Below are 21445 nucleotides of genomic sequence, written 5' to 3' on the forward strand. Positions count from 1 at the left end.
CCGATCTGGGGGGAGCACGGCATGGCGAAGGTCTGGTTGGTGACCGACGCGGACAGCGCGCTGGGGCGCTCGATCGTGGCCGCTGCGGCCGCCTCCGGAGCGGTCGTAGTCGCCGCGGCCCGGCAGCCCGAGTCCGTGTACGACCTGGTGGCAGCGTTTCCGCAGCAGGTCGAGGCGCTGGGATTCGCGCCGGAGCGGGCCGACCACGTGGTGGCCGGGATCGTCGGCTATCACCAGGGGCTCGACGTGCTCGTGAACACCACCGGCGACCGCACGATCGAGGACGCCGTGCTGCCGTACTTCGCCGCTCAGCGAACCGGCGCGATCGTCCGCCCGGACGCCGCGGCCGAACCGTGGGAGACGGCTGACGCGATCGTCGCCGCCCACACCGAAGCTGGTTCTCGACCCAAGGGGTTGCAGCCCCTTGGGTCGAGAACCTCACAAGAATCGGGCCGAGCTACACCGATCGCTGGTAGGTGCGAAAGGCACGGGTCGACAGCCACGCGACGATCAGCGTGAAGGCCAGCAGGTAGCCGCCGTGGCGCAGCACCGACGACCAGTCCGGGTCGGCGGCCAGCGCTTGCCGGGCGGCGATCGCGGCCCAGTCGACCGGATTGAAGCGGGCGGCGACCGAGACCCAGTGCGGCGCCACCTTCGGGTCGATCATGATCGACGACAGGAACGTCAGGGGCAGTGAGACGAACTGCGAGATCCCGATCAGCGCCTCCTGCTGCCGGGTCAGCAGTGCCACGGCGTTCGAGAGTGATCCGAAGGCCGTTCCGACGAGCATCGCCACCACGGCGGTGACCAGGTAGCCGGCCGCGCCGCCGTCGTACCGGGCGCCGGCGGCCATCCCGATCACGAAGACGAGCAGCGTCTGGATCAGCGTGTTGGTCGCATTGCTGATCAACTGCCCGGCCATCAGGCCGCCGCGACTCACCGGTGACGCCAGCAGCCGGTCCATCACGCCGCGCTCCATGTCCGCGATGAACGTCGTACCGTTCCAGCCGCTCGACATCAGCGCGGTCATCATCACGATGCCCGGCGTCAGGAAGGCGACGTACGACGTGTCGCTGAAGCCTGGAAGCTTCACGATGCCCTGGAAGACCTGGCCGAACAGCAGGAGCCAGATCGCCGGCTGGACCAACGTGAGGACGATCAGCGCCGGTTGCCGGTACGACGCGCGCAGCCAGCGACCGGTGATGAGACGAGTGTGCGCAACCGCGGTGGTCATCACGCCGCCTCCTCAGCTGCCTGGAACGAACGACCGGTGTAGCTCAGGTACACGTCGTCCAACGACGGTCGCGAGACGGTGACCGCGGAGACCGGAATCGCCTTGTCCTCAAGGATTCCCAGTACGGCGGGGACCGCCGTCGCGCCGTGGTCGACGCGCGCCCGCAACAGCTTGCCCTCGACAACTAGTTCACGGATGCCGGGGAGCTGTCCCAACAGCGCCCGCACGCTGCCGTCGGTATCGGCGTCGACGAGTTCGATTTGGACCGAGTCGCCGCGCAGCTCGGACTTGAGACCCTCAGGGGTGCCTTCGGCAACGATCTTGCCGTGGTCGACGATCGCGAGCTGGTCGGCCAGCCGGTCCGCTTCTTCGAGGTAGTGCGTGGTGAGCAGCACGGTCAGACCTTCGGAACCGGCCAGCCGGCCGACCTCCGTCCACAGGTCCGCGCGGGCCTCCGGATCGAGACCGGTCGTCGGCTCGTCGAGGAACAACACCTGCGGCCGATGAACCAGTCCGAGGGCGACATCCAGCTTGCGCTGCATGCCGCCGGAGTACGTCTTGACCGGGCGACCGGCGTACTCGGTGAGGCTGAAGCGCTCGAGCAGTTCGGTGGCCCGCCGTACGGCGTCGGTCCGGGACAGACCGTAGATCCGGCCACCCAGCACGAGGTTCTCCATCCCGGTGGCCATCGGGTCCGAACTCGACTTCTGCGGGACGTAGCCGATCGCGTGCCGGACCTGAGTCTGTTCGCGGACGACGTCGTACCCGGCGACCCGGGCGGTCCCGGAGTCGGCGCGCGACAGGGTGGTGAGGATCTTGACGGTGGTCGACTTGCCGGCGCCGTTCGGGCCGAGCAGGCCGAGGACCACGCCTTCGCCGACGCTGAAGGTCAGTCCGTCGAGGGCGCGATGGCCGGGTGGATAGGTCTTGACCAGTTCAACTGCTTCCAGGGCATGCGTTGCCATGGTGACTCCCTCACTTGTGATGGGGAGGCGGTCCAGGTCTGGCTATCCTGATGGTGTGCCCTTGGGTGCCAGGTCTTCGGACCGACTCGAGGAAACTGCGGCCCTGACCCCTGGCGTTGCCGCGCCGTGGGTCGGGGCCGTTCTACTGGTTCTTCATCCAGGCGAACTCCTGGCCGAAGTACTTGACCGGATCCTTGAGCTGATCCGTCGGACTGATGCCTTGCTCGATCGAGGTCCTCCACGCCTGCCGCCAGAAGCCCGAGCCGCCCAGCGCGTCGGTCCGGATCTCCTCCGCGAGCTGATGCACGTACGCCGACTCCGTCTTCAGCAGGGCGAGCCGGAACTCCGACTCGACCCAGAACACCCGCGGGAAGTCCATCGCCGTCATCTGCTCGTGCGCGGCGGTGATCTGCTCGATCTCGGCGTCGACCGCCGCGCCGCGCTTCTCGAGCAGTTCGACGACCTCGTCCGGCTGCAGGCCCGGCATGTAGGCCAGGCCGGCCTCCAGCGGGTGGTACTCCCGGGCCGGCGATCCGATCAGCTCGGTCAGCCAGTCGGCGAACTCACGCTGCCCAGTTTCGGTGAGCCGGTAAACCGTCCGCTCCGGGCGATTGCCGTCCCGAACGGTCTCCTGGGCCTCGATGAAGCCGTGCTTCTCCAGCGCGGCCACGACCGAGTAGAGCGAGCCGTAGTTGAGCTTGATGCTCGAGTCCTTGCCCCGGGACCGGAGCGTCGTGGAGATCTCGTACGGGTGCATCGGGCGCTCGCTCAGGGTGCCGAGCACGGCGAAGGCCAGCGGGTTCGCCACCTTGCGTTTCGCCATCACGGACTCCTCGATCTCGGCTATTCGAGATCGAGTATTAGCTCACGGGTATCCGATGTCAAGTATTGAGCCACGCGACCGCGCGGAACCCGAACCGCCGGACCGGCCGGAGCGTCGTCAACACCCGGTACGCCGGTTGCTCGACGTACTTGGTGAGCAGCCAGGCGAGGAGGATCGCCGCGGTGACCGCGCCGGCGATCTGGCCGACCCGGCCGACGCCGAGCTCCATCAGGTGCCACGCGACCAGGTAGCCGAGCTCCTGGTTCAGCAGGTAGATCCCGAACGAGATCTTCGCCAGGAACTCGATCGGTCGCCGTACCGGCTCGAAGATCGTCCAGTCCGGCCCGCGGGCCGCGCCGGCGACAACCACCAGCAGGACGCCCATGCCGAGCGATGACGGCAGGTCATCGGTCTGCGCGTGGTGCGCGAACACGGTCGCGACCAGGAGCGCGCCGAGGTGCGGTAGGCCAATTCGATGTTTCGACCAGAGCCAGATCGCGATGCCGATGGCGAACAGCTGGAGCCGGTGAATGCCGAAACCGTTCCAGATCTGGATCACCCAGAGCGGGCTGTTGGTGATGCGGTCGTTCCACTGCAGCATCACCGGCGCCAGGATCATCACCCAGAGCAGCACGGTGATCCGGTGCCCGGTCGCGGCGCCACGCGGCCAGAGGAAGGCAGCGGCGGTGAACGCCATCAACTGCAACGGCAGCGTCCAGTACGAGCCGTCGATCATCCGCACGGTCGGGTCGAACGAGCTGGTCAACGTGAGATTGCCCCACAGGTCGTGGGGTGTCGGCAGCGTCCACTGGCTCGGCCCGAACAACACCAGCGCGGTGTAGGTCAGGACAACAGCAGCCAAGTACGGCGGTACGACGCGTGCGTAGCGCCGCCACAGCCAGCGCAGTGTGGAGCGATCCTTGCGCACCGTGACGCAGACGAAGTACGCGCTGATCACCAGCAGGACGCTGGCGCCGACCTGGAAGGGATGCGGGGTGAGTGGTGCGCCGAGCTCCGGATGGAGGAACGGGCCCATGTAGGTGGTGTGGGTGAAAACGACGGCCAGAACGGCGAGGACGCGGACAACGTCCCAGCTCAGGCGGCGCCCCGAAGACGGGGACGTGGACACAGAAGCTCCAGCTTGGCTCGACTCGCCGAATCAGTTTCGGCCGTGTCCCCCCAAGTACCCGTTATCCCCCCGTGATACTTCGACGATCCTAGTGGGACCGCCGGGGGTGGTTGCAAATCGTGTGCGATACGTCACGCGCTGGTGCGGAATGTGCGCCGGTAGTCCTGCGGCGGTACGCCGACGACGCGGCGGAAGTGGTGCCGCAGCAGTGCCGCGGTCCCGAACCCGGACTCGGTCGCGATCTGCTCGATCCCCATCCGGGTCTGCTCGAGCAGGGTCCGGGCCCGCAGGACGCGCTGCGTGGTGACCCACTTCAATGGCGTGGTCCCGGTCTCGGCGACGAAGCGCCGGGCGAAGGTTCGCTCCGACATCTGGGCCTGCTTGGCCAGTGCCGGGACGGTGTGATCGACGGTCAGGTTGTCGACCATCCAGTCCAGCACCGGCTGCAGGCTCTCGCCGGACGACTCGGGGACGGGCACCTCGACGTACTGGCGCTGGCCGCCGTCGCGTTGCGGCGGGACGACCATCCGGCGGGCGATCCGGGTCGCTACGGCGCTGCCCAGCTCACGCCGTACCAGGTGCAGGCAGGCGTCGATCCCGGCCGCGGTGCCGGCGCTGGTGATGATGTTGCCGTCGTCAACGAACAGCACGTCCGCGTCCAGCTTGGCCAGCGGGAACTGCTCCTCGAACTTCTTCACGTAACGCCAGTGCGTGGTGCACGGCCGGCCGTCGAGCAGTCCAGCGGCACCGAGCACGAAGGCGCCTGAGCAGACCGTCAGCAGGATCGCTCCGCGCGCCTCGGCCTTCCGCAATGCCTCGAGGATGCGGTCGTCGTACGCGTGCCGCCAGGTCGTCGCCGGCAGCGCGATGAGGTCGGCGTCCTCCAGCTCCTCCAACCCGTACGGCGCGACGACGGCGGAATGGCTGCTCGTGCTCATCGGCACGCCGGGCTGGGTGGAGCAGACCTTGAAGTCGAACGGCGGAACGCCGTCGTCGGTGCGGTCGATCCCGAACACCTCGGAGACCACTCCGAACTCGAACAGGGCGACGTCCTCCATCAGGACGACGGCGATCTTCTGCAGCATGCGGCCAGTATGGCAGGAATTTGATGAACTATGTCAATAGTGCCAATGGTGGCGGGATCTGATGCATAGCATGATTACTGCCATGAACGGAATCGTGGTGATCGCAGCAATCGCACTGGCCCTGATCGCAGCTCTGGAGGTCAGCCACCGTCGGCACAACACCGACCTGACCGGCCCGGCGGACGACCGCGACCTGGCCCGGACCAAGCTCGACCTGCTCGCCCTCGGCGCGTCGGCCAAGCCCTTCACCCACAAGCCCACCACTACCGAGGCCTCGGTCCACCGCATCCAGGTGGCGCGACTCACGCACCCCGGACGTCACGCCGCGTGACTTTGGTCTACTCGTGAACCAACAGTCGGGTTGGCTGATCTAAGCACCTCAAGATCACCCGCTCTCGACTGTGAGGAGACACGTTGATGCAGCGCAGGACGTTCCTGCAAGGGCTGGCGGCGGCAGCAGTAGCCGCGCCGGCGGCGACACTACTGGGGCAGCAGGAAGCGGCAGCGGCCACGAACTACTACGTGGCCGCCACCGAGCAGACCAAGAACAAGGTGCTCGTCTTCGACAAGAACAAGGCGTTCACCGACGCGAACGTGCACTGGAGCTTCACTCCCGGCGGCGGCGCGTGGGCGAACCTCAGCGACGTGAAGATCCGCGCCACCGAGGCGCAGGGCTGGATCGCCCTGGTGGCCGCGTCCGGCGGCAAGGCCGGCATCGTCGACATCGGCAGCGAGAAGCACACCGAAGGCAACGACCTGAAGTGGAGTGCGACGCCGGGTGGCAACCCCCACGCGATCGAGCGGGTACCGGGGAACGGCTCGGTCGTGGTGGCGAGCTCCGACGGCAAGCTCACGCTGTACGCGCCGACCAGCGTCGGCAACCTGGGCAGCCTGAAGCAGGTGCAGACCGTCGACTACGCCGCTGCGCACGGCGTGCTGTGGGACCCGACCTTCAAGCTGCTCTGGGTGGTCGGCAAGAACCGGTTCAGCCACTACGCGGTGATGGGTAGCGGCCGGAACACCCGGCTCAAGTACGCCGCCCACTTCAGCCTCGGCAGTGGGAACCTCGGGCACGACCTACAGCCCGACTACACCAACAAGCACAAGATGCTGATCACGGCGACCAAGGGCGTCTACGAACTGCTCACCGACGGCGGCACCTTCCGCAGCCGCAAGATCTCCTCGGAGACCAAGGTGAAGTCGTACGTGAAGCACTCCTCGGGCGAGGTCGTGTCGATCCGCGGCGACGGCACGCAGCCGCGCGACTGGGCCAACAAGACGATCCGCTTCTCGCAGTCGGCGGATCGCTCGCGGTCAGGCGCGCAGTTCTACAAGGCCCGCATCTGGACGACCGCCTTCGAATAAATCCATCGAACCGCACCGCCCGGCTGTGCCACAGTCGGGCGGTGAGCGACTACCGGAAGATCAACCAGGCCAGCTGGGACGAGCGTGTTCCCGCCCATGCGGCCGCCCGCAGCTATCACGTGGCCGACTTCGCGGCCGACCCGTCGTACCTGAGCGAAGTGGTTCGCTTCGACCTGCCGCGGCTGGGTGAGATCACCGGCCTGCGGGGCGTGCATCTTCAGTGCCACATTGGCACCGACACCGTCTCGCTCGCGCGACTCGGTGCGCGGATGAGTGGGCTGGACTTCTCGCCGCCGGCGGTTGCGCAGGCGCAGTCTTTCGCGGACGGATTGGGCCTCGAGACCGACTTCCATGTCGGCGACGTGTACGACGCGGTCGAGATCCTTGGCGCGGAGACCTACGACTTGGTCTACACCGGGATCGGCGCCTTGTGTTGGCTACCGGACATCAAGCGATGGGCCCAGACGGTGGCCGGTCTGCTCAAGCCGGGTGGGCAGCTGTTCATTCGCGAGGGGCATCCGATGTTGTTCGCGCTCGACGACCAGGCCGTGCTGAAGTACACCTACTTCGAGCGCGACGAGCCGTTGGTCTTCGACGAGGGAGGCACCTACGCCGACACCGATGCGGTGTTCACCACGAACCTCACGCACGAGTGGAACCACGGCCTCGGCGAGATCATCACGGCAGTCCAGGACGCCGGACTGGTGTTCGACTCATTGGCCGAGCACGACAGTGCACCCTGGGACGCGATGCCAGGGCTGATGACTCAAGATGGTGCCGGTGAGTGGCGACTCACCGACAACCCCGAGCGTCTTGCGGCGACCTACACGTTGCAGGCCCACAAGTCCTGATCAGTGCGCGCGGCGCTGCTGGACCTTCTGGAACGCCTGCTTGATCTTCTGCTGGTTCTCCGGCTTGCTCAGCTCGCGCTGCGCGACCTGAACCACCTTGGCGACGACGGCACCCTTCACCAGCGTCTTCAAAAAGCCACCCATGGGGGCCTCCTTCGTTGAATTGCTCTCGACACTAGCCGCCTGCACAACTGGTTCCCATGGGTGATCACCCGAAACTGTCCCTGGTATCAGGCACACTGGGAGGGTGCCTGAGTTGCCGGAGGTCGAGTCGCTGGCGGTGTTCCTGCGGGAGCGCGCCGTCGGGCGGGCGTTCGTGCGCGCCGACATCACCGCGATCAGCGCCCTGAAGACGTACGATCCGCCGGTCTCGGCGCTGGTCGGGCTGCTGATCGACGACGTCCAGCGGCACGGGAAGTTCCTCGACTTCTCGGCCAAGGGCGTGCACCTGGTCATCCACCTCGCCCGTGCCGGCTGGCTGCGCTGGCGCGACGAGCAGTCGACCGCCCTGGTCCGGCCCGGCAAGGGGCCGATCGCGTTGCGGACGGCGTTCGACGACGGGTCCGGGTTCGACCTGACCGAGGCCGGCACGCAGAAGAAGCTCGCGGTGTATGTCGTTCGCGACCCGGCCGAGGTGCCGGGGATCGCGCGACTCGGTCCGGAGCCGTTCTCGTTGCCGATCGAGGAGTTCGGCGCGATCCTCAAGCAGGCCGGCCGGGTGCAGCTGAAGGGCGTGCTGCGCAACCAGTCGGTGATCGCCGGGATCGGCAACGCCTACTCCGACGAGATCCTGCACGTCGCGAAGATGAGCCCGTTCAAACCGGCCTCCAACCTGACCGACGCCGAGCTCAAGACCTTGTACGACGGGATGCGCGAGACCCTCCAGGACGCGGTCGACCGCTCCGCGGGCCTCGCCGTACAGGACCTGAAGTCGGAGAAGAAGTCCGGCCTGCGGGTGCACGGGCGGACCGGCCAGAAGTGCCCGGTCTGCGGTGACATCGTCCGCGAAGTGAGCTTCGCCGACTCCTCGTTGCAGTACTGCGCGACCTGCCAGACCGGCGGTAAACCGCTGGCCGATCGCCGCTTGTCGAAGCTCCTCAAATAGTTCCGGAACCAATGAACTCTTGACAGCGGGAAAACGCCTTCCGACAGTTAGGAAAGTTTCTTAACTATCGGAGGTGTGCACGATGCGTTTCCGCCCCATCGCATTCGCCCTCGCTCTGGTCGGCAGTGCGCTGCTGATCCCCACGCTCGCGACCACGGCCACGGCCGCGACCACGTCGTACGAGGCAGAGAACGCGGCCCGCAACCTTGGTGTGGTGGAGTCCAACCACGCCGGGTTCACCGGCTCCGGCTTCGTCAACTACGACAACGTGACCGGCTCCTCGGTCACCTTCACGGTGAACGTCGGCGCCAGCGGCAACGCCACACTGGCGTTCCGCTTCGCCAACGGCACCACGACGAGCCGCCCGATGACCATCGCGGTCGACGGCAGCACCGTCGCCACTCCGCAGTTCGCCGGCACCGGTGCCTGGACCACCTGGACCACGAGCACGGTCAACGCGAACCTGTCCGCGGGTTCGCACACGATCAAGGCCACCGCGACCACCGCGAACGGCGGCCCCAACCTCGACTCGCTCACCGTCACCGATTCCGGTGGTGGCGGCGGCGCGCCGACCGCGGCCGAGCTCCTGGCCAAGGTGACCAGCTGCAGCCAAATCTCCAACGGCACCTACAAAACCGACTCCGAGCTCTCCCCGACCATCCCGGTCTGCGGCAAGAACGGAGCCGTCTTCTGGAAGGCCGATCTCGACATCGACTGCGACGGCCTCCGCACCACGCAGTGCAACGAGAACACCGACCCCTGGTTCCAGCCGGACACCGCCTTCCACACCTCGACCGACCAGCCGCTCAACGCCGCGCAGCTGCCGTACGTCGTCGTACCGAGCGCGAGCAGTATCTGGAACTTCCAGAACTTCCAGATCGCCGGTGGCGGTGTGGTCGCGGTCATCTACAACAACCAGGTCAAGTACGCCGTCATCGGCGACACCGGCCCCACCGACATCATCGGCGAGGCGTCGTACGCGACTGCTGTTGCCCTAGGCATCAACCCCGACCCCGCCAACGGCGGCACCGACGGCCCCGTCACCTACATCGTCTTCAAGAACTCCACCATCAACCCCATCGAAAGCCAAAGCCTCGCAACCTCCCGCGGTCAGGAGCTCGCCCGGACTTTCCTCAACAACAACTGACGGAACGAGGACTCCCGGTACCGGGTCTTTCGAAATCCTTCGGCCTTCGGTCTCAGCTGAACACGGAGTTCGATCGATATGGAAAAGTTGGTCTGGTCCAGTTCGTGTGACGAAGGTGGAACAGCCCGCCGGAGCTCCTGGCGGAGCGAGAGCTGGGAGTCCGAATGCGCAGAATTCTTACCGCAGTGGCAGGAGCCGGAGTCGTCGCCCTGGCCGGGCTGGTCGTCGCCGTACCCGCCCAGGCCGCGACCGGCGCCGGTCACGTCGTGCAGTCGTTGGGCTGGAAGAAGATTGGCACCTTCGACACCTACACCTGCTTCCAGAAAGCCAACTGGTACCACGATTACGGCGGGACCAGAGCCGAGCGCTGCGATCAGGCGAGCCCGGGCTACAGCACCCTGTGGGTGCTGATCGACGACTGAAGCGCTGATCCTGACAACAGCCCCGCCCGGAGGCGGGGCTGTTCGTCGTACTAGGTCGTCATCTGGTCGAACATGGTTTTGACGTCGCCTGAGTTTGGGGTGGCGAGCAGGGTTGGGGTGCCGCTGGTGGTTCGGCGGGAGGTTTCGGCGAAGACGTAGCCGAGGTTCGCGTTGATGCGGTCTTTGAGCCAGGGGCCGCCGCTGGCGCCGCCGTTCATGCCGCAGGTGAGGGCTGCGTCGGTGGAGCCCCAGGCGTAGGTGTTGCCGTCGCAGTAGTACGGCACCTGACCGTTGTACGGCGCCTCGGCCGGCCAGCCCCAGATGCGGGTGTTGGCCTGGGAGCGGCCGTTGCCCCAGACGAGGCCGTTGCCGCCGACCGCGTCGACGACGTTGACGTTGTTGCGCTTCTGGAGGGTGATGAACGCCTGGTCGTGGCTGAAGTCGCTGCTGTTGATCCAGGAGTTGAAGGTTCGGGCGTTGCTCCAGTTGTAGGCGCCGTACCCGGAGTTGCCGTTGTAGTAGGCCGGTGCGAAGACGAAGTTGCCGTGCCAGCCGCCGCCGGCGCCGCTGTGGACGCAGTGGCCGGCGGTGATGATCAGGTTCTTGTAGTTGTTGTTGATCGTCGACGCCGAGCAGACGTAGTTGGCGCTGCCGATGGTGAAGAACAACTTGCCGGCGGTGCTGGGGACCGGGTCGTTCAGGAGGCCGTTGCCCTTCGGTGCGACCGGGTGCGAAGCGATGCCGCTGGTGTTGTTCACGGCCTTGCCGACGGTGCCTTTGGCGCCCGGCGGGAGGTCGTACGGGATGGCGTTGGCCATCTTCTCGGCGGTCCAGTAGCCGGTCGCGTCGATCGCGCCGGCCGGAACCTTGCCGGGCAGCGGCGGAGCCTGGATCGAGCTGGTCCCGGCAGGTGCGGCGGCCGGGCTGCTAGGCGGGGCGGCGGCCGCGGTGGCCACCGCGCCGGAGCTGATCAGTACGCCGGCGACGAACAGCCGGGCGAATCTGGGCATGGGATTGCGCATCGGGTGTCTCCTCTATCGGGGCGGAAGTAGAGGTCGACCGATCACGGAGATCACCGGACCGGTCACGCCCAGTACAAGGGAAGCGCTCTCATAATTCAACGGCTCGAATGTGAGCCATTGTGAGATCTGACATCATCGGAGGCATGTTCCAGAATCAGCAGATCCCTTCGGTCGTGGTGGCCGAGCTCGACGATGCCCTGCTCAAGGAGGCGTTCGTGCTCGACGTGCGCGAGCCGGACGAATGGGCCCGCGGCCACATCGAAGGTGCCGTCCACATTCCGCTCGGTGACCTGCAGGAGCGGGTCGGCGAGGTGCCGAACGACCAGAAGATCCTCTGTGTCTGCGCGGTCGGCGGCCGGTCCGGGATGGCCACCCAGTTCCTGAACTCGGTGGGCCGCGACGCGATCAACCTGGACGGCGGGATGCACGCCTGGCAAACCCAGGGCCGTCCGGTCGCGGTCGACTGACCCCCACCTCACCCGGCAGGGTCGCCGCGACCCGCCACCCGCCGTCGGCGAGCGGGCCGGCGACCAGCTGACCGCCGAGCTCCTGGACCCGTTCCCGCAGGCCGACCAGCCCGTGCCCGGTCCCGGCCAGCCGGGGCGGCTCACCGAGAGCACGGTCGTTCTCGACCGTGACGGTCAGGATCCGGCGGGAGCCGCTGACCAGCACCCGTACGGCGGCACCCGGCGCGTACCGCAGCGCGTTCGTCAGGCTCTCCTGGACGACGCGGAACGCGATGTGCGCCGTCGGCGCGGCCAGCCCTTCGCGGTCGCCCTCGAAGCGGCAGGTCACCTCGAGTCCGCCGCGAGCGGCCCGGGTCACCACCTCCCCGATCAGGGACAGATCGGGTGTTTCGACCTCGGTACCGCCGAGCAGCTCGACCAGGCGCCGGAGATCCGCCTGACCCTGGCGGGCCGACTCGGCGATCGCGGCGAAGACCTGCTCGGTCCCGGCTGGGTCGTGCCCGACCAGCCGCTGCCCGGCCGCCGCCTGGATCACCATCACGCTGATCGCGTGGCCGACGATGTCGTGGAGCTCGGCGGCGATGCGGCTCCGCTCGTGCCGGACGGCGAGCTCGGCGAAGAGCTCCCGTTCCTCTTCCAGCTCCCGGCCGCGGCGGGCGAGTTCGTCGGCGGCCTCGCGGCGGAGCCGCAGGATGGTGCCGGCCAGGAAACTCGGCACACTGAACATCACCAGCGCGACTTCGCTGACGTCGCCCACGAGCAGCCACAGCGCCACCAGGTACGCCGCCAGCCCGGCGCCGACGACGCGGGCCGCCCAGCCCGACCAGCCGATCGCGGCCAGTGGGGTCAGCAGCGCGATGATCGCGAACGCTGCGTCCGGGAACTCGCTCGATGGCGCGACCAGCGCGGGCAGGAACCAGAGCAGTCCGCCCAGGAGCGCGACCGTCCGGGGATGCGACCGCCACCAGACCAGCGTCAGGCCGCTCGCCAGAACCAGCAGAACGACGGCGTTCGCCGCCAAAGTGCGCGGCCAGCCGCCGTACGCCGTGGGGACAGTGATCACCACGAGCACCAGGAGCGCGATCGCGGGCCGTTCCAACCTACGCACCGTCGGCTCCTGCGAATCAGCCGGCAACCGGCAGTTGGGCCACCGCTCCGGCGTACCCCTTGGTGACCTTCACCTCGACCGACCCGCCGAGCAACTTGGCACGCTCCTTCGCCCGGACGACAGCGGCCTTCAGCTCCGCGGGCACGCCCACCTGCCCGTGCACCTGGATCTCGAGTGCGTTCGCATCGAACCTGACGGCCACCTCGATCGGCGTACCGGCCTCGTCGGCGAGCGCGGCGACCAGGTGCTCGACGATCCGGTACGCCGACAGCTCGACCGCGGGCGGTAGCGCCCGCGGATCGCCGGTCACGGTCAGCCGCGAGTGCGCGGTCCGTAGCCGGGCAAGCAGCGTGTCGAGGTGGGCGACCGTCGGCGCAGGGGAGAGCGCGGCGTCCGCACCGCGCAGCAGTCCGACGATCTCCCGCATGTCCTGCAACGTCCGTCGGCTGTCGGACTCGATCGTCGCCAGCACCGCCTTGGCCTCGGCAGGTGGGAGCTCACCGGCTGTCTCGGCCGCTGCCGTCAGCTGGGTGAGGCGGTCCTGCAACAGTCCGTCGAGCTGGTGGGACAGTCGCTCCCGATCGTCGGAGACCTCGAGCGCCGCGCGCTGGTCGCGGAGCCGGCGCAGTTCCTCCTCCCGAAGGGCGAGCTGCCGATTCAGGTCGGAGCGATGGCGGGCGGCCAGGCCGACACCAAAGAGCACCAGGACCACGGGCAGCGCCAGCAGGATGGCACCCGTGCCGGTGGTCGCATCGACGACCAGGACGAGCCCGGTCAGCAGCACGGACAGGCCGCAGGCGATCCAGGTCATCACGCCCCGGGTGGCGAGGGTGCTGAGAAACGCCACGACGAAAGCCAGCGGCAGCCCGGCGCCACAACGGGTGACCCATCCGAAGAGCAGGACGTGCAGGGCCATCGCCGCCGTACAGACGCCGGCGACCACGACGACGCTCCGGCGCCACCACAGCACCGGAAGCGTCGCCGCGGCGAACACCGGGATCATCCAGACAGAATGAGAGTCCATCGGGTGCGCCATCGACCCCTCCGCGATGGCTGCCCGCACCTCGGTCTCGGAGATGTGGAGGTTCTCCAGCATCAACGCGATCCCGAGGGCGGTGAGAACGGCCGTGAGGAGCCAGTCGCGGAGCTTGATCCCCCGGAAGATCCAGCTGAACGACTCGGTCATCGCCGGCTCCTTCTGATCGCGGTCCGGCTCAGGCGGCCTGGCGCTGGTCGGCCAAGGCGACACCGGTGGACCGCTTCGTGACTCGATTCTGCACGACCAGGCCGATCCCGTAGAAGAGCGCGGTTCCAGGGATCGTCAGCGCCAGTCCGCTGAGAACGGTGTCGATCGACGCATCCCGAGCGAGCATCACCAACTGGATGACGACGACTCCGGCCAGCCCGATCAGCTGGTTGCGCAGTACACCGCCGAACCGGGCGACGGCGTACGCGAGCGCGAACACCAGTGGGACGGCGACTCCGCACCGGGTGAGCCAGCCGAACGCCAGTACGTGCCCCAGCGTGGTGACCGCGGTGACAGCGATGACCGGGAGGATGCCGCGCCGACGGAACAGGATCGGCAGCGTGACGAGCAGGAAGGACGGAACGATCGCCCAGCTCGTGGTCGAGACCGCGTGAGCGGTGGCCTCGGTGCTGACCGTGTTCTGGTACATCAGCAGCAGACCGGCCACCGACAGCAGTGCGGTCAGTACGTAGTCGAGCGGCCGGACGCCCTTGAAGATCTCGCTCATCGCAGTTCCCCTCCGTCGTGGGCCGCGGATGCGAACCCTGATGCCACGACGCTAGGGACCGGCGTCCGTCGTCCACGTCTGTCCTGCGGACGATTGTTCGGCTCGGCTGTCATCCGCAAGGATGACGCGGCACAATCACCGTGTGTCCGACAAGATCCGCGTCCTGGTCGCCGACGACCAGACGCTGGTGCGTACCGGGTTCCGGGTCATCCTGGAGGCCGAGGGCGATATCGAGGTGGTCGCCGAGGCCGACACCGGTACGGCGGCCGTCCGGCAGGCGCAGCTGGTCCGGCCCGACGTGATCCTGATGGACATCCGGATGCCCGAACTCGACGGGCTCGCGGCCACCGAGCAGATCCGGCGGTGGCCGGACGCGCCGACGATCATCGTGCTGACGACGTTCGACCAGAACGAGTACGTGTACCGCGCGCTCCGGGCCGGTGCGGCCGGCTTCCTGCTCAAGGACTCGCCGTCCTCCCGGCTGATCGCGGCCGTGCGGGCTGCCGCGACGGGGGATTCGCTGATCGACCCGGCGATCACCCGTCGGCTGGTCGAGCGGTTCGCCGAGCCGGTCCAGCCGGCCGGACTGCCGGCGGAGCTCGCGGCGTTGACCGAGCGGGAACTCGACGTCCTGCGGCTGATCGCGCGGGGTCTGTCGAACGCCGAGATCGCCGCCGAACTGATCGTGGCGGAGACGACGGTCAAGACCCACGTGGCGCGCGTTCTGACCAAACTCGGGGTCCGGGACCGCGTGCAGGCCGTGGTGGTCGCCTACGAGACCGGCTTCGTCGTCCGCGGCTGAGATCTCACCAGGGAAGAAAACCTTCCGCTGTGGCACTCAAGGCGTTAGTTTGTCACCGCCCGCACTCAGTAGAGGCGATCAGTGGAGGCTCCCGTGCCGCTCGCCCGTCCCGCTCTCACCGCCTTGGCTCTCACCGGTCTGCTGACCGGGCTCACGCTGCCGTCGTACGCCGGTCCTGACCTTGGGACTGGCCTGGCCGGCGACGGGGTGCTCGCGAGCCGCAACGACAGCCCGGTCGCGCCGGGCGTCACCTACACCTCGTTCGAGCGACTCGATCCGCGCGGCTGGCTGCGTGGTGACCTGATCACCACGGACCTCGACAAGCACGGCGTCACGGTCGACTACGTGAACACTGGCAAGGTCTCCGGCGGCGCTCCGCTGAGTCAGCAGCTTGTCCGCAAGGGCGCGATCGCCGGCGTCAACGGCGACTTCTTCGACATCAACGACACGACCGCGCCGCTCGGCGTCGGCGTCGAGCAGGGCGGCCGGCTGATCAACGCGCCCGCTGCCGGGCACAACGACACCGCGGTGATCGGCAAGGACGGGCTCGGCCGGATCGCCCAGCTCTTCCTGCAAGGGACGGCGACCGACGACGACGCCGTGAAGCTCGCGCTGACGAACCTGAACTCGCCTTCCGTCGACACCGCCGGCATCGGCCTCTACACCCCCGAGTGGGGTGACGTGGCCCGAATCCGAACCGTCGACGGACTGCCGACGGTTCGCGAGGTGGTGCTGCGCGACGGCGTGGTCGTCTCATCGACACCCACCCCCGGTACGACGGCGCTGGCGCAGAACGAGCAGGCTCTGATCGGCCGAGAGGCCGGGGCCGAGGCCCTGACCGCGTTCGAGGTCGGCGACAAGGTCGACGTGGAGTACGGCCTGCGACCGGATGCGTCGCAGGTGGCGGTCGGGATCAGCGGGAACGTGCAGCTGGCCAAGGATGGCGCAGTACCGGCCGACGTACCGGATGCGGATCTGGCGCCGCGGACCGCGATCGGGTTCGACGCCGACGGCAGCCGGATGATCCTGCTGACCGTCGATGGCCGGGCGACCGGCTCGCGCGGGTTGTCGCTGAAGGAGATGGGTCAGCTGATGATCGGCCTCGGCGCCGACGACGCGCTGAACCTCGACGGCGGCGGTTCGTCGACCATGCTCGCTCGCACGGCGGGCGACGCGTCGCCATCGGTGGTGAACGACCCCTCCGACGGCGGTGAGCGACTGGTCCCCAACGGTCTCGGCCTGGTTCCGGTCAAGGGATCCGGCCGGCTCAAGGGCTTCCGCATCGAAGCAGCCGGAACCGCGGCCGCCGATGCGGATGCCGATCTGTCGCGCAGCTCGCGCGTGCTCACCGGCCTCAGCCGAGTGCTCACTGCCGCCGGCCACGACGAGACCTTCGCGCCCGCGCCAGGTACGCCGTACTGGTTTGGTGGGAGTGCGGTTCGCGTTGATCAGAAGGGTGTGGTGACCGGGCGGCGCGCCGGTGATGTGGTGGTCAGTGCGGTGCGAGGGACGGCGAACGGGAGGTTCCCGATGACGGTGCTGGGCGCGCCGGTCCGGTTGGCGCCGTCGAGCCGGCAGGTGTCGCTGGCCGACTCCGCGGCGAAGGGCTTCTTCGAGATCGACGGGTACGACGCGGACGGGTTCTCGACCTGGATCGAGCCGCGCGACGTGAAGCTCAGCTTCGATCCGGCGGTACTGAATGTGGTTGCCAAAAGCAATGGATTCGAAGTGAATGCCCTGAGCAACGAAGCTGTCTCCTCCGTGGTGACTGCAACGGTCGGCAAGCTCAGCACGCAGCTCAGCGTCACGGCTGGGCTGACGAGCACCGTCGTGGACGAGCTCGACGACGTCACCAAGTGGGCGGCCAACGCCGTACCGGCTGGCGCTGCGACCGCCTCGCGGTCCGCGGCCGAGGGGCACGACGGCGGCCAGGCGATCGCCCTCGACTACTCGCTCACCGGCAGTACGGCGACGCGAGCGGCGTACTTGGCGCAGACGCCGCAGCAGACGCTGCCGGGCCAGCCGCAGAAGCTCGGCGCCTGGGTGTACGGCGACGGCAAGGGCGCGTGGTTGCGTGCCAACGCGTACGACGGCGCCGGCGGCTCGGCGCAGACCGTCAACCTGGCGGCCACGGTCGACTGGGTCGGCTGGAAGTACGTCGAGGCGAGTATCCCGGCCGGATTGACGATGCCGCTGCGGTTCTGGCGGATCTACGTCGTGGAGACGGTACCGACGCGCCAGTACGCCGGCCGGATCGTGATCGACGACCTGACCGTGCGCAGCGCGCCGCCGGTGAACCTGGCGCAGCCGGCCAAGGTGATCGACCCGATGGTGGTCACCGACGGTACTGTCACCAGCGGGCGCTGGCGGTTCGCGGTGATGTCGGATGCGCAGTTCACCGCGGACGACCCGAACTCGGATTACGTGAAGCAGGCCCGCCGGACGATCCGCGAGGCGCTCGCCCAGCACCCGGACTTCCTGGTCATCAACGGCGACTTCGTTGACCGGGCCTTCGGGCCGGATATCGCGCTGGCCAAGCAGATCCTCGACGAGGAGGTCGGCGGGAAGGTGCCGGTGCACTATGTGCCGGGCAACCACGAGAGCTACGGACCGGGTGATCTGTCCGAGTGGACGAAGGTGTTCGGGGCGCCGACCAGTACGTTCGACCACAAGGGCACGCGCTTCGTTCTGCGCGACTCGTCGCTCGGCTCGCTGCGGGCCGGCGGGTTCGCACAGATCCTGGATCTGCGGGCACAGCTGGACGATGCGGCCCGCGACAAGGCAATCCGGAACGTCGTCGTGATGGCGCACCACCCGATCGACGACCCGTCGCCGACGCAGAACTCGCAGCTCGGTGACCGCAAGGAAGCTGCCCTGATCGTGAAGTGGCTGGCCGACTTCCGCGCGAACACAGGCAAGGGCGCTGCCTACATGGCCGCCCACGCCGGCACCTTCGCCGCGACTCGCACCGACGGCGTCCTGCTCCCCCTGACCGGCAACTCCGGCAAGAGCCCGGCCGCTGCTCCGGACGCCGGCGGCTTCACCGGCTGGGCGCTGGTAGGCATCGGTCAGCAGCCCGACTGGCTCAAACTCGAGCTCCGTCCCCACGTCGACAGCCTTGAGCTGACTGCACCGACAACCCTCCGCCGCGGAACGACGGCACCGGCCACGGCCACCGTCGTACAGGACGGGCGTCGGGTCCCGGTCACCTTCCCGGTCTCGGCCGACTGGCAGGGCTCGTCGCAGCTGCACATCGGTACGGCGGCCACCGCCCCGTTCTGGGCGGTGGCGTCGTACGACCCGGCGACCGGTCAGCTGACCGCCCTCCGCCCCGGCACGGCCAACCTGACCGTCACCGTCAACGGCGTCACCCAGACCGCCTCCCTGACGGTCACCTGGTGAGCGCTTCCGCGTCGAGTAGCGTCTACCGGGTGACTGAAACGATCGTCCCGCGTCCTCTGCAAGTTGGCGACCGGATTGCCGTGGTGGCGCCGTCCGGGCGGATCCGGTCCGAGCGGCTGGACCAAGGGCTTGAGTACCTGAAGGCGTGGGGGCTTGAGGTCGACGTGATGCCGTTCGTGCTCGCGGGGCATGACCGGTTCGACTACCTTGCGGCCGCGGATGATGCGCGGGCTGCTGACCTGCGGGACGCGTGGCTGGATGACCGGTTCGCTGCGGTCTTCTGTGGACGCGGCGGGTACGGCGTGCAGCGGATGGTCGACGCGGTCGACTTCGACGAGTTGGCCGCCGTACCGAAGTGGTTTGTGGGCTTCAGCGACATCACCGCACTGCATGAGCCACTCAACGCTCGCGGTCTCGTGACGATTCACGGGCCGATGGCTGCCGCTGTCGAGCAGTTGGGCGTCGCGGAGGGCCGCGCGAGGCTGCACGACCTGCTGTTCGAGCCGGACAGCGTCACCGACCTGCTGGCACCTCGTGGCGCTCGCTCTGTCGTCGGAGGCGTTGTGGACGGCGTACTGCGCGGTGGCAATCTCGCACTGCTCGCCGGCAGCATCGGTACGCCGACCTACGCGCCGCCGAGCGGGATCGTCGTACTGGAGGATGTCGGTGAGCACGGGTACCGCATCGACCGGCTGCTCACGCAGCTGCTGCGGGCCGGCTGGTTCGAGCAGGTGACCGGCCTCGTGATCGGGGACTTCACCGACTCCGACGACGCCGGGCTCGCGGCGGACGTCGTACGGGAGCGGCTCGAGCCGCTGGGCCTTCCGATGGTGGAAGGCGCCGGCATCGGCCACGAGGACCTGAACCTCGCCGTACCGCTCGGGCTGCCGGTTCGGTTGGACGCGACAGCCGCGACGCTCACTCCACTGTGGCCAGGTGCTGCCGCAGGAAGCTGAACGCGCGCGGGTAGGCGTCGAGCTTGTTGTGGAGCTTGGCCAGGCCATGGCCTTCGTCCGGGTAGACGGCGAGCTCGCACGGCACACCGCGCTGCTCCAGCGCCGCAGTGATCTGCTCGGCCTCGGACAGCGGGACCCGTGGGTCGTTGGCTCCGTGGATGACGAACAGCGGCGCCCGGATGTCGTCGACGCGGCTGAGCGGGCTGGCGGACTCCAGGAACTCGCGGTCCGTGGCGAGGTAGCCGTACTCCCGCTCGCGCATGGCCCGGCGGTAGTCGGAGGTGTTCTCCAGGAAGGTCACCAGCGAAGCGATTCCGACGATGTCCACCCCGGCCGCCCACAGCTCCGGCTGGAACGCCAGGCCCGCCAGCACCATGTAACCGCCGTACGAACCGCCCCAGAGCACTGCACGGCTCTGGTCGGCGCCGATGGTCGGCAGCCAGGCGTGGATCGCGGCCAGGTCCTTCACGGAGTCCAGTCGCAGGTGGCGATCGTCCAGCGAGTACCACCGCTTGCCGTACGTCGCTGAGCCGCGCACGTTCGGCACGATGACGGTGTGGCCCTCGGCCGCCAGCGCAGCGATCGCAGGGTGCCAGATGCGCAGCGCTGCGCCCTCCGGACCGCCGTGGATGTGCAGCACCGTCGACCCCAGGTCCGGTCCGGTCGGCCGGAAGAGGAAGACCGGCACCTGCTCGCCGTCGAACGACGGCACCCGCAGGCTCTCCGGCATGGTCAGCTTCGGCACCTCAGGCATGTCCGGCGGCAGTACGGCACTCACCTCACCGCTGGACGGGACATACCGGTACACCGTCGGCGGTGTGGTCGGAGAGCTGTAGGTCAGTGCGGCGAACGAGGCATCCGGCGACCAGACCGGGTTCGGCGTCATCATCGACAGCGCCGCGCAGCCACCGGCCGGCAGCTCCAGCGGGGTGAGCTCAGAACCGTCGGACAGCCGGTACGTCGCGAGCGACACCTCACCGTCGTCGACAACGGCGACCAGCAGCTGCTCGCCGTCCGGCGACAGCCATGAGGCCAGGTCGTGCGCATCGTCGACCAGTACGTCGCTCCACGCCGCAGTGCTCAAGTCGTAGCGGCGTAACGCCTTGTGGTCGCGGTCGGCGTCGGTGGAGACGACGAAGGCCGACGAGTCCGGCAACCAGGACACCTGGCCCTGATCGTTCGGCGCGTCGGCCGGAGTGAGCTCGGTGACCGCTTGGGTCGCGGTCTCGACGAGCAGGAGCTGCATGGAGTTGGCCGGCGTGCTTGCGACGGTCAGCACGACCCACTGGTCGTCCGGCGAGACGCTGACGCCCATCACCCAGCCGCCGCCGTCGTACAGCACCGTGTCCGCGCCGGTGGCCAGATCGCGGGCGACCACGTCGAAGTCGACGCCGTTGCGCCGGTTGGTCGTGTAGAGCACCCGGCCCGGCTTCGCGGCGACCAGGTGGTGCAGGTAGTCGAGGTCGTGGACGAGCGGGACCATCGTCGGCAGCCCGGGTTCGTCGAGATCGAGGATCGAGAGCTGCCCGCGCTCGTTGCCGCCGCTGTCGTGCTCGACGACCACCGAGCGGCTGCCCGGCACGAACTGCGCGTTCCGGCAGGTGTCACCGAGGTCGGTGAGTGCGCGCCAGCTGCCGTCGGGGGTGATCTCGCTGACCTGGCGGACGCCGGTCCCGTCGTACAGGACGAGCATCCCGCCTTCGTCGTTCACATCGAGGGCCATCGAGGACGGGATCGAGAACAGCGAGGTCAGCACACCTCATCCTCACATGACGGGACAGCTTGTGGCAGGCGGCCCGGCCTGCCAC

At 68.2% G+C, this 21445-nt stretch carries 22 protein-coding genes; 11 read left to right on the forward strand and 11 right to left on the reverse strand.

What is annotated here, in order from left to right; translation table 11 throughout:
• Positions 1 to 21: 21 nt before the first annotated feature.
• A complete protein-coding gene (locus tag ABZS29_RS11095) occupies positions 22 to 519 on the forward strand; it encodes an SDR family NAD(P)-dependent oxidoreductase (RefSeq protein WP_355460678.1) in 498 nt (165 codons plus the stop codon).
• Here the strand turns inward: ABZS29_RS11095 and ABZS29_RS11100 are convergent.
• From ABZS29_RS11100 to ABZS29_RS11120, 5 genes are all read right to left on the reverse strand, one after another.
• Positions 458 to 1234, reverse strand: coding sequence for an ABC transporter permease (locus ABZS29_RS11100; RefSeq protein WP_355460680.1), 777 nt, complete (start codon positions 1232 to 1234; stop codon positions 458 to 460). The two genes, ABZS29_RS11095 and ABZS29_RS11100, sit on opposite strands and share 62 nt — an antisense overlap.
• Positions 1234 to 2199: an ATP-binding cassette domain-containing protein gene (locus ABZS29_RS11105; protein ID WP_355460682.1), complete on the reverse strand. Its 966-nt coding sequence runs from the start codon at positions 2197 to 2199 to the stop codon at positions 1234 to 1236. The genes ABZS29_RS11100 and ABZS29_RS11105 overlap by 1 nt, the downstream gene beginning before the upstream one ends.
• A 142-nt stretch (positions 2200 to 2341) precedes the next feature.
• Positions 2342 to 3022, reverse strand: a complete 681-nt coding sequence (locus ABZS29_RS11110; RefSeq protein ID WP_355460684.1) for a PadR family transcriptional regulator — start codon at positions 3020 to 3022, stop codon at positions 2342 to 2344.
• Positions 3023 to 3080: 58 nt separating this feature from the next.
• Positions 3081 to 4151, reverse strand: coding sequence for an acyltransferase (locus tag ABZS29_RS11115; RefSeq protein WP_355460685.1), 1071 nt, complete (start codon positions 4149 to 4151; stop codon positions 3081 to 3083).
• A 131-nt stretch (positions 4152 to 4282) separates the two neighbouring features.
• Positions 4283 to 5236: a helix-turn-helix domain-containing protein gene (locus ABZS29_RS11120; RefSeq protein WP_355460687.1), complete on the reverse strand. Its 954-nt coding sequence runs from the start codon at positions 5234 to 5236 to the stop codon at positions 4283 to 4285.
• 82 nt (positions 5237 to 5318) lie between these two features.
• On the opposite strand from ABZS29_RS11120, the gene ABZS29_RS11125 reads away from it, so the two are divergent.
• The 3 genes from ABZS29_RS11125 (at position 5319) to ABZS29_RS11135 (ending at position 7452) form a co-directional block, all read left to right on the forward strand.
• The gene (locus ABZS29_RS11125; RefSeq protein WP_355460689.1) at positions 5319 to 5567 is read left to right on the forward strand and encodes a hypothetical protein; all 249 of its coding nucleotides are present in this window, start codon (positions 5319 to 5321) and stop codon (positions 5565 to 5567) included.
• Positions 5568 to 5653: 86 nt separating this feature from the next.
• Positions 5654 to 6601 carry a DUF6528 family protein gene (locus ABZS29_RS11130; protein WP_355460690.1) on the forward strand — a complete coding sequence of 316 codons (948 nt, stop codon included), beginning with the start codon at positions 5654 to 5656 and terminating at the stop codon, positions 6599 to 6601.
• 41 nt (positions 6602 to 6642) lie between these two features.
• Positions 6643 to 7452: a class I SAM-dependent methyltransferase gene (locus tag ABZS29_RS11135; protein WP_355460692.1), complete on the forward strand. Its 810-nt coding sequence runs from the start codon at positions 6643 to 6645 to the stop codon at positions 7450 to 7452.
• Here ABZS29_RS11135 and ABZS29_RS11140 read toward each other — a convergent pair whose 3' ends face one another.
• Positions 7453 to 7596 carry a hypothetical protein gene (locus tag ABZS29_RS11140; RefSeq protein WP_355460694.1) on the reverse strand — a complete coding sequence of 48 codons (144 nt, stop codon included), beginning with the start codon at positions 7594 to 7596 and terminating at the stop codon, positions 7453 to 7455.
• A gap of 103 nt (positions 7597 to 7699) precedes the next feature.
• On the opposite strand from ABZS29_RS11140, the gene ABZS29_RS11145 reads away from it, so the two are divergent.
• From ABZS29_RS11145 to ABZS29_RS11155, 3 genes are all read left to right on the forward strand, one after another.
• Positions 7700 to 8557 (forward strand): DNA-formamidopyrimidine glycosylase family protein, encoded by an 858-nt coding sequence (locus ABZS29_RS11145; protein ID WP_355460695.1) that lies wholly within the window; start codon positions 7700 to 7702, stop codon positions 8555 to 8557.
• An 82-nt stretch (positions 8558 to 8639) separates the two neighbouring features.
• Positions 8640 to 9704, forward strand: a complete 1065-nt coding sequence (locus ABZS29_RS11150; protein ID WP_355460697.1) for a glycoside hydrolase family 75 protein — start codon at positions 8640 to 8642, stop codon at positions 9702 to 9704.
• A 164-nt stretch (positions 9705 to 9868) separates the two neighbouring features.
• Positions 9869 to 10126 (forward strand): hypothetical protein, encoded by a 258-nt coding sequence (locus ABZS29_RS11155; RefSeq protein ID WP_355460699.1) that lies wholly within the window; start codon positions 9869 to 9871, stop codon positions 10124 to 10126.
• Positions 10127 to 10176: 50 nt separating this feature from the next.
• Here the strand turns inward: ABZS29_RS11155 and ABZS29_RS11160 are convergent, their stop codons facing one another.
• Complete coding sequence (locus ABZS29_RS11160; protein WP_355460701.1) at positions 10177 to 11148, reverse strand: hypothetical protein; 972 nt, start codon at positions 11146 to 11148, stop codon at positions 10177 to 10179.
• A gap of 143 nt (positions 11149 to 11291) precedes the next feature.
• Between ABZS29_RS11160 and ABZS29_RS11165 the strand changes: the two genes are divergently transcribed.
• A complete protein-coding gene (locus ABZS29_RS11165) occupies positions 11292 to 11615 on the forward strand; it encodes a rhodanese-like domain-containing protein (protein WP_355460702.1) in 324 nt (107 codons plus the stop codon).
• Here ABZS29_RS11165 and ABZS29_RS11170 read toward each other — a convergent pair.
• From ABZS29_RS11170 to ABZS29_RS11180, 3 genes are read right to left on the reverse strand one after another with little or no spacing between them, the layout of a single operon-like run.
• Complete coding sequence (locus ABZS29_RS11170) at positions 11554 to 12723, reverse strand: histidine kinase (protein ID WP_355460704.1); 1170 nt, start codon at positions 12721 to 12723, stop codon at positions 11554 to 11556. The genes ABZS29_RS11165 and ABZS29_RS11170 overlap by 62 nt on opposite strands.
• A gap of 16 nt (positions 12724 to 12739) precedes the next feature.
• On the reverse strand, positions 12740 to 13909 hold the full coding sequence (locus tag ABZS29_RS11175; RefSeq protein WP_355460705.1) for a hypothetical protein: 1170 nt from the start codon (positions 13907 to 13909) through the stop codon (positions 12740 to 12742).
• 28 nt (positions 13910 to 13937) lie between these two features.
• Positions 13938 to 14477 carry a hypothetical protein gene (locus ABZS29_RS11180; RefSeq protein WP_355460707.1) on the reverse strand — a complete coding sequence of 180 codons (540 nt, stop codon included), beginning with the start codon at positions 14475 to 14477 and terminating at the stop codon, positions 13938 to 13940.
• Positions 14478 to 14619: 142 nt separating this feature from the next.
• On the opposite strand from ABZS29_RS11180, the gene ABZS29_RS11185 reads away from it, so the two are divergent.
• From ABZS29_RS11185 to ABZS29_RS11195, 3 genes are all read left to right on the forward strand, one after another.
• Positions 14620 to 15279 carry a response regulator transcription factor gene (locus tag ABZS29_RS11185; RefSeq protein WP_355460708.1) on the forward strand — a complete coding sequence of 220 codons (660 nt, stop codon included), beginning with the start codon at positions 14620 to 14622 and terminating at the stop codon, positions 15277 to 15279.
• A gap of 93 nt (positions 15280 to 15372) precedes the next feature.
• Positions 15373 to 18681: a phosphodiester glycosidase family protein gene (locus tag ABZS29_RS11190; protein ID WP_355460710.1), complete on the forward strand. Its 3309-nt coding sequence runs from the start codon at positions 15373 to 15375 to the stop codon at positions 18679 to 18681.
• A gap of 29 nt (positions 18682 to 18710) precedes the next feature.
• Entirely contained in the window at positions 18711 to 19637 is a 927-nt protein-coding gene (locus ABZS29_RS11195; RefSeq protein ID WP_355460712.1) for an LD-carboxypeptidase, read from the forward strand.
• On the opposite strand, the gene ABZS29_RS11200 is transcribed toward ABZS29_RS11195, so the two are convergent.
• The gene (locus tag ABZS29_RS11200; RefSeq protein ID WP_355460714.1) at positions 19600 to 21393 is read right to left on the reverse strand and encodes a S9 family peptidase; all 1794 of its coding nucleotides are present in this window, start codon (positions 21391 to 21393) and stop codon (positions 19600 to 19602) included. The genes ABZS29_RS11195 and ABZS29_RS11200 overlap by 38 nt on opposite strands.
• Positions 21394 to 21445: the final 52 nt, after the last annotated feature.

The organism is Kribbella sp. NPDC005582 (assembly GCF_040605415.1).
Taxonomy (GTDB): Bacteria; Actinomycetota; Actinomycetes; order Propionibacteriales; family Kribbellaceae; genus Kribbella.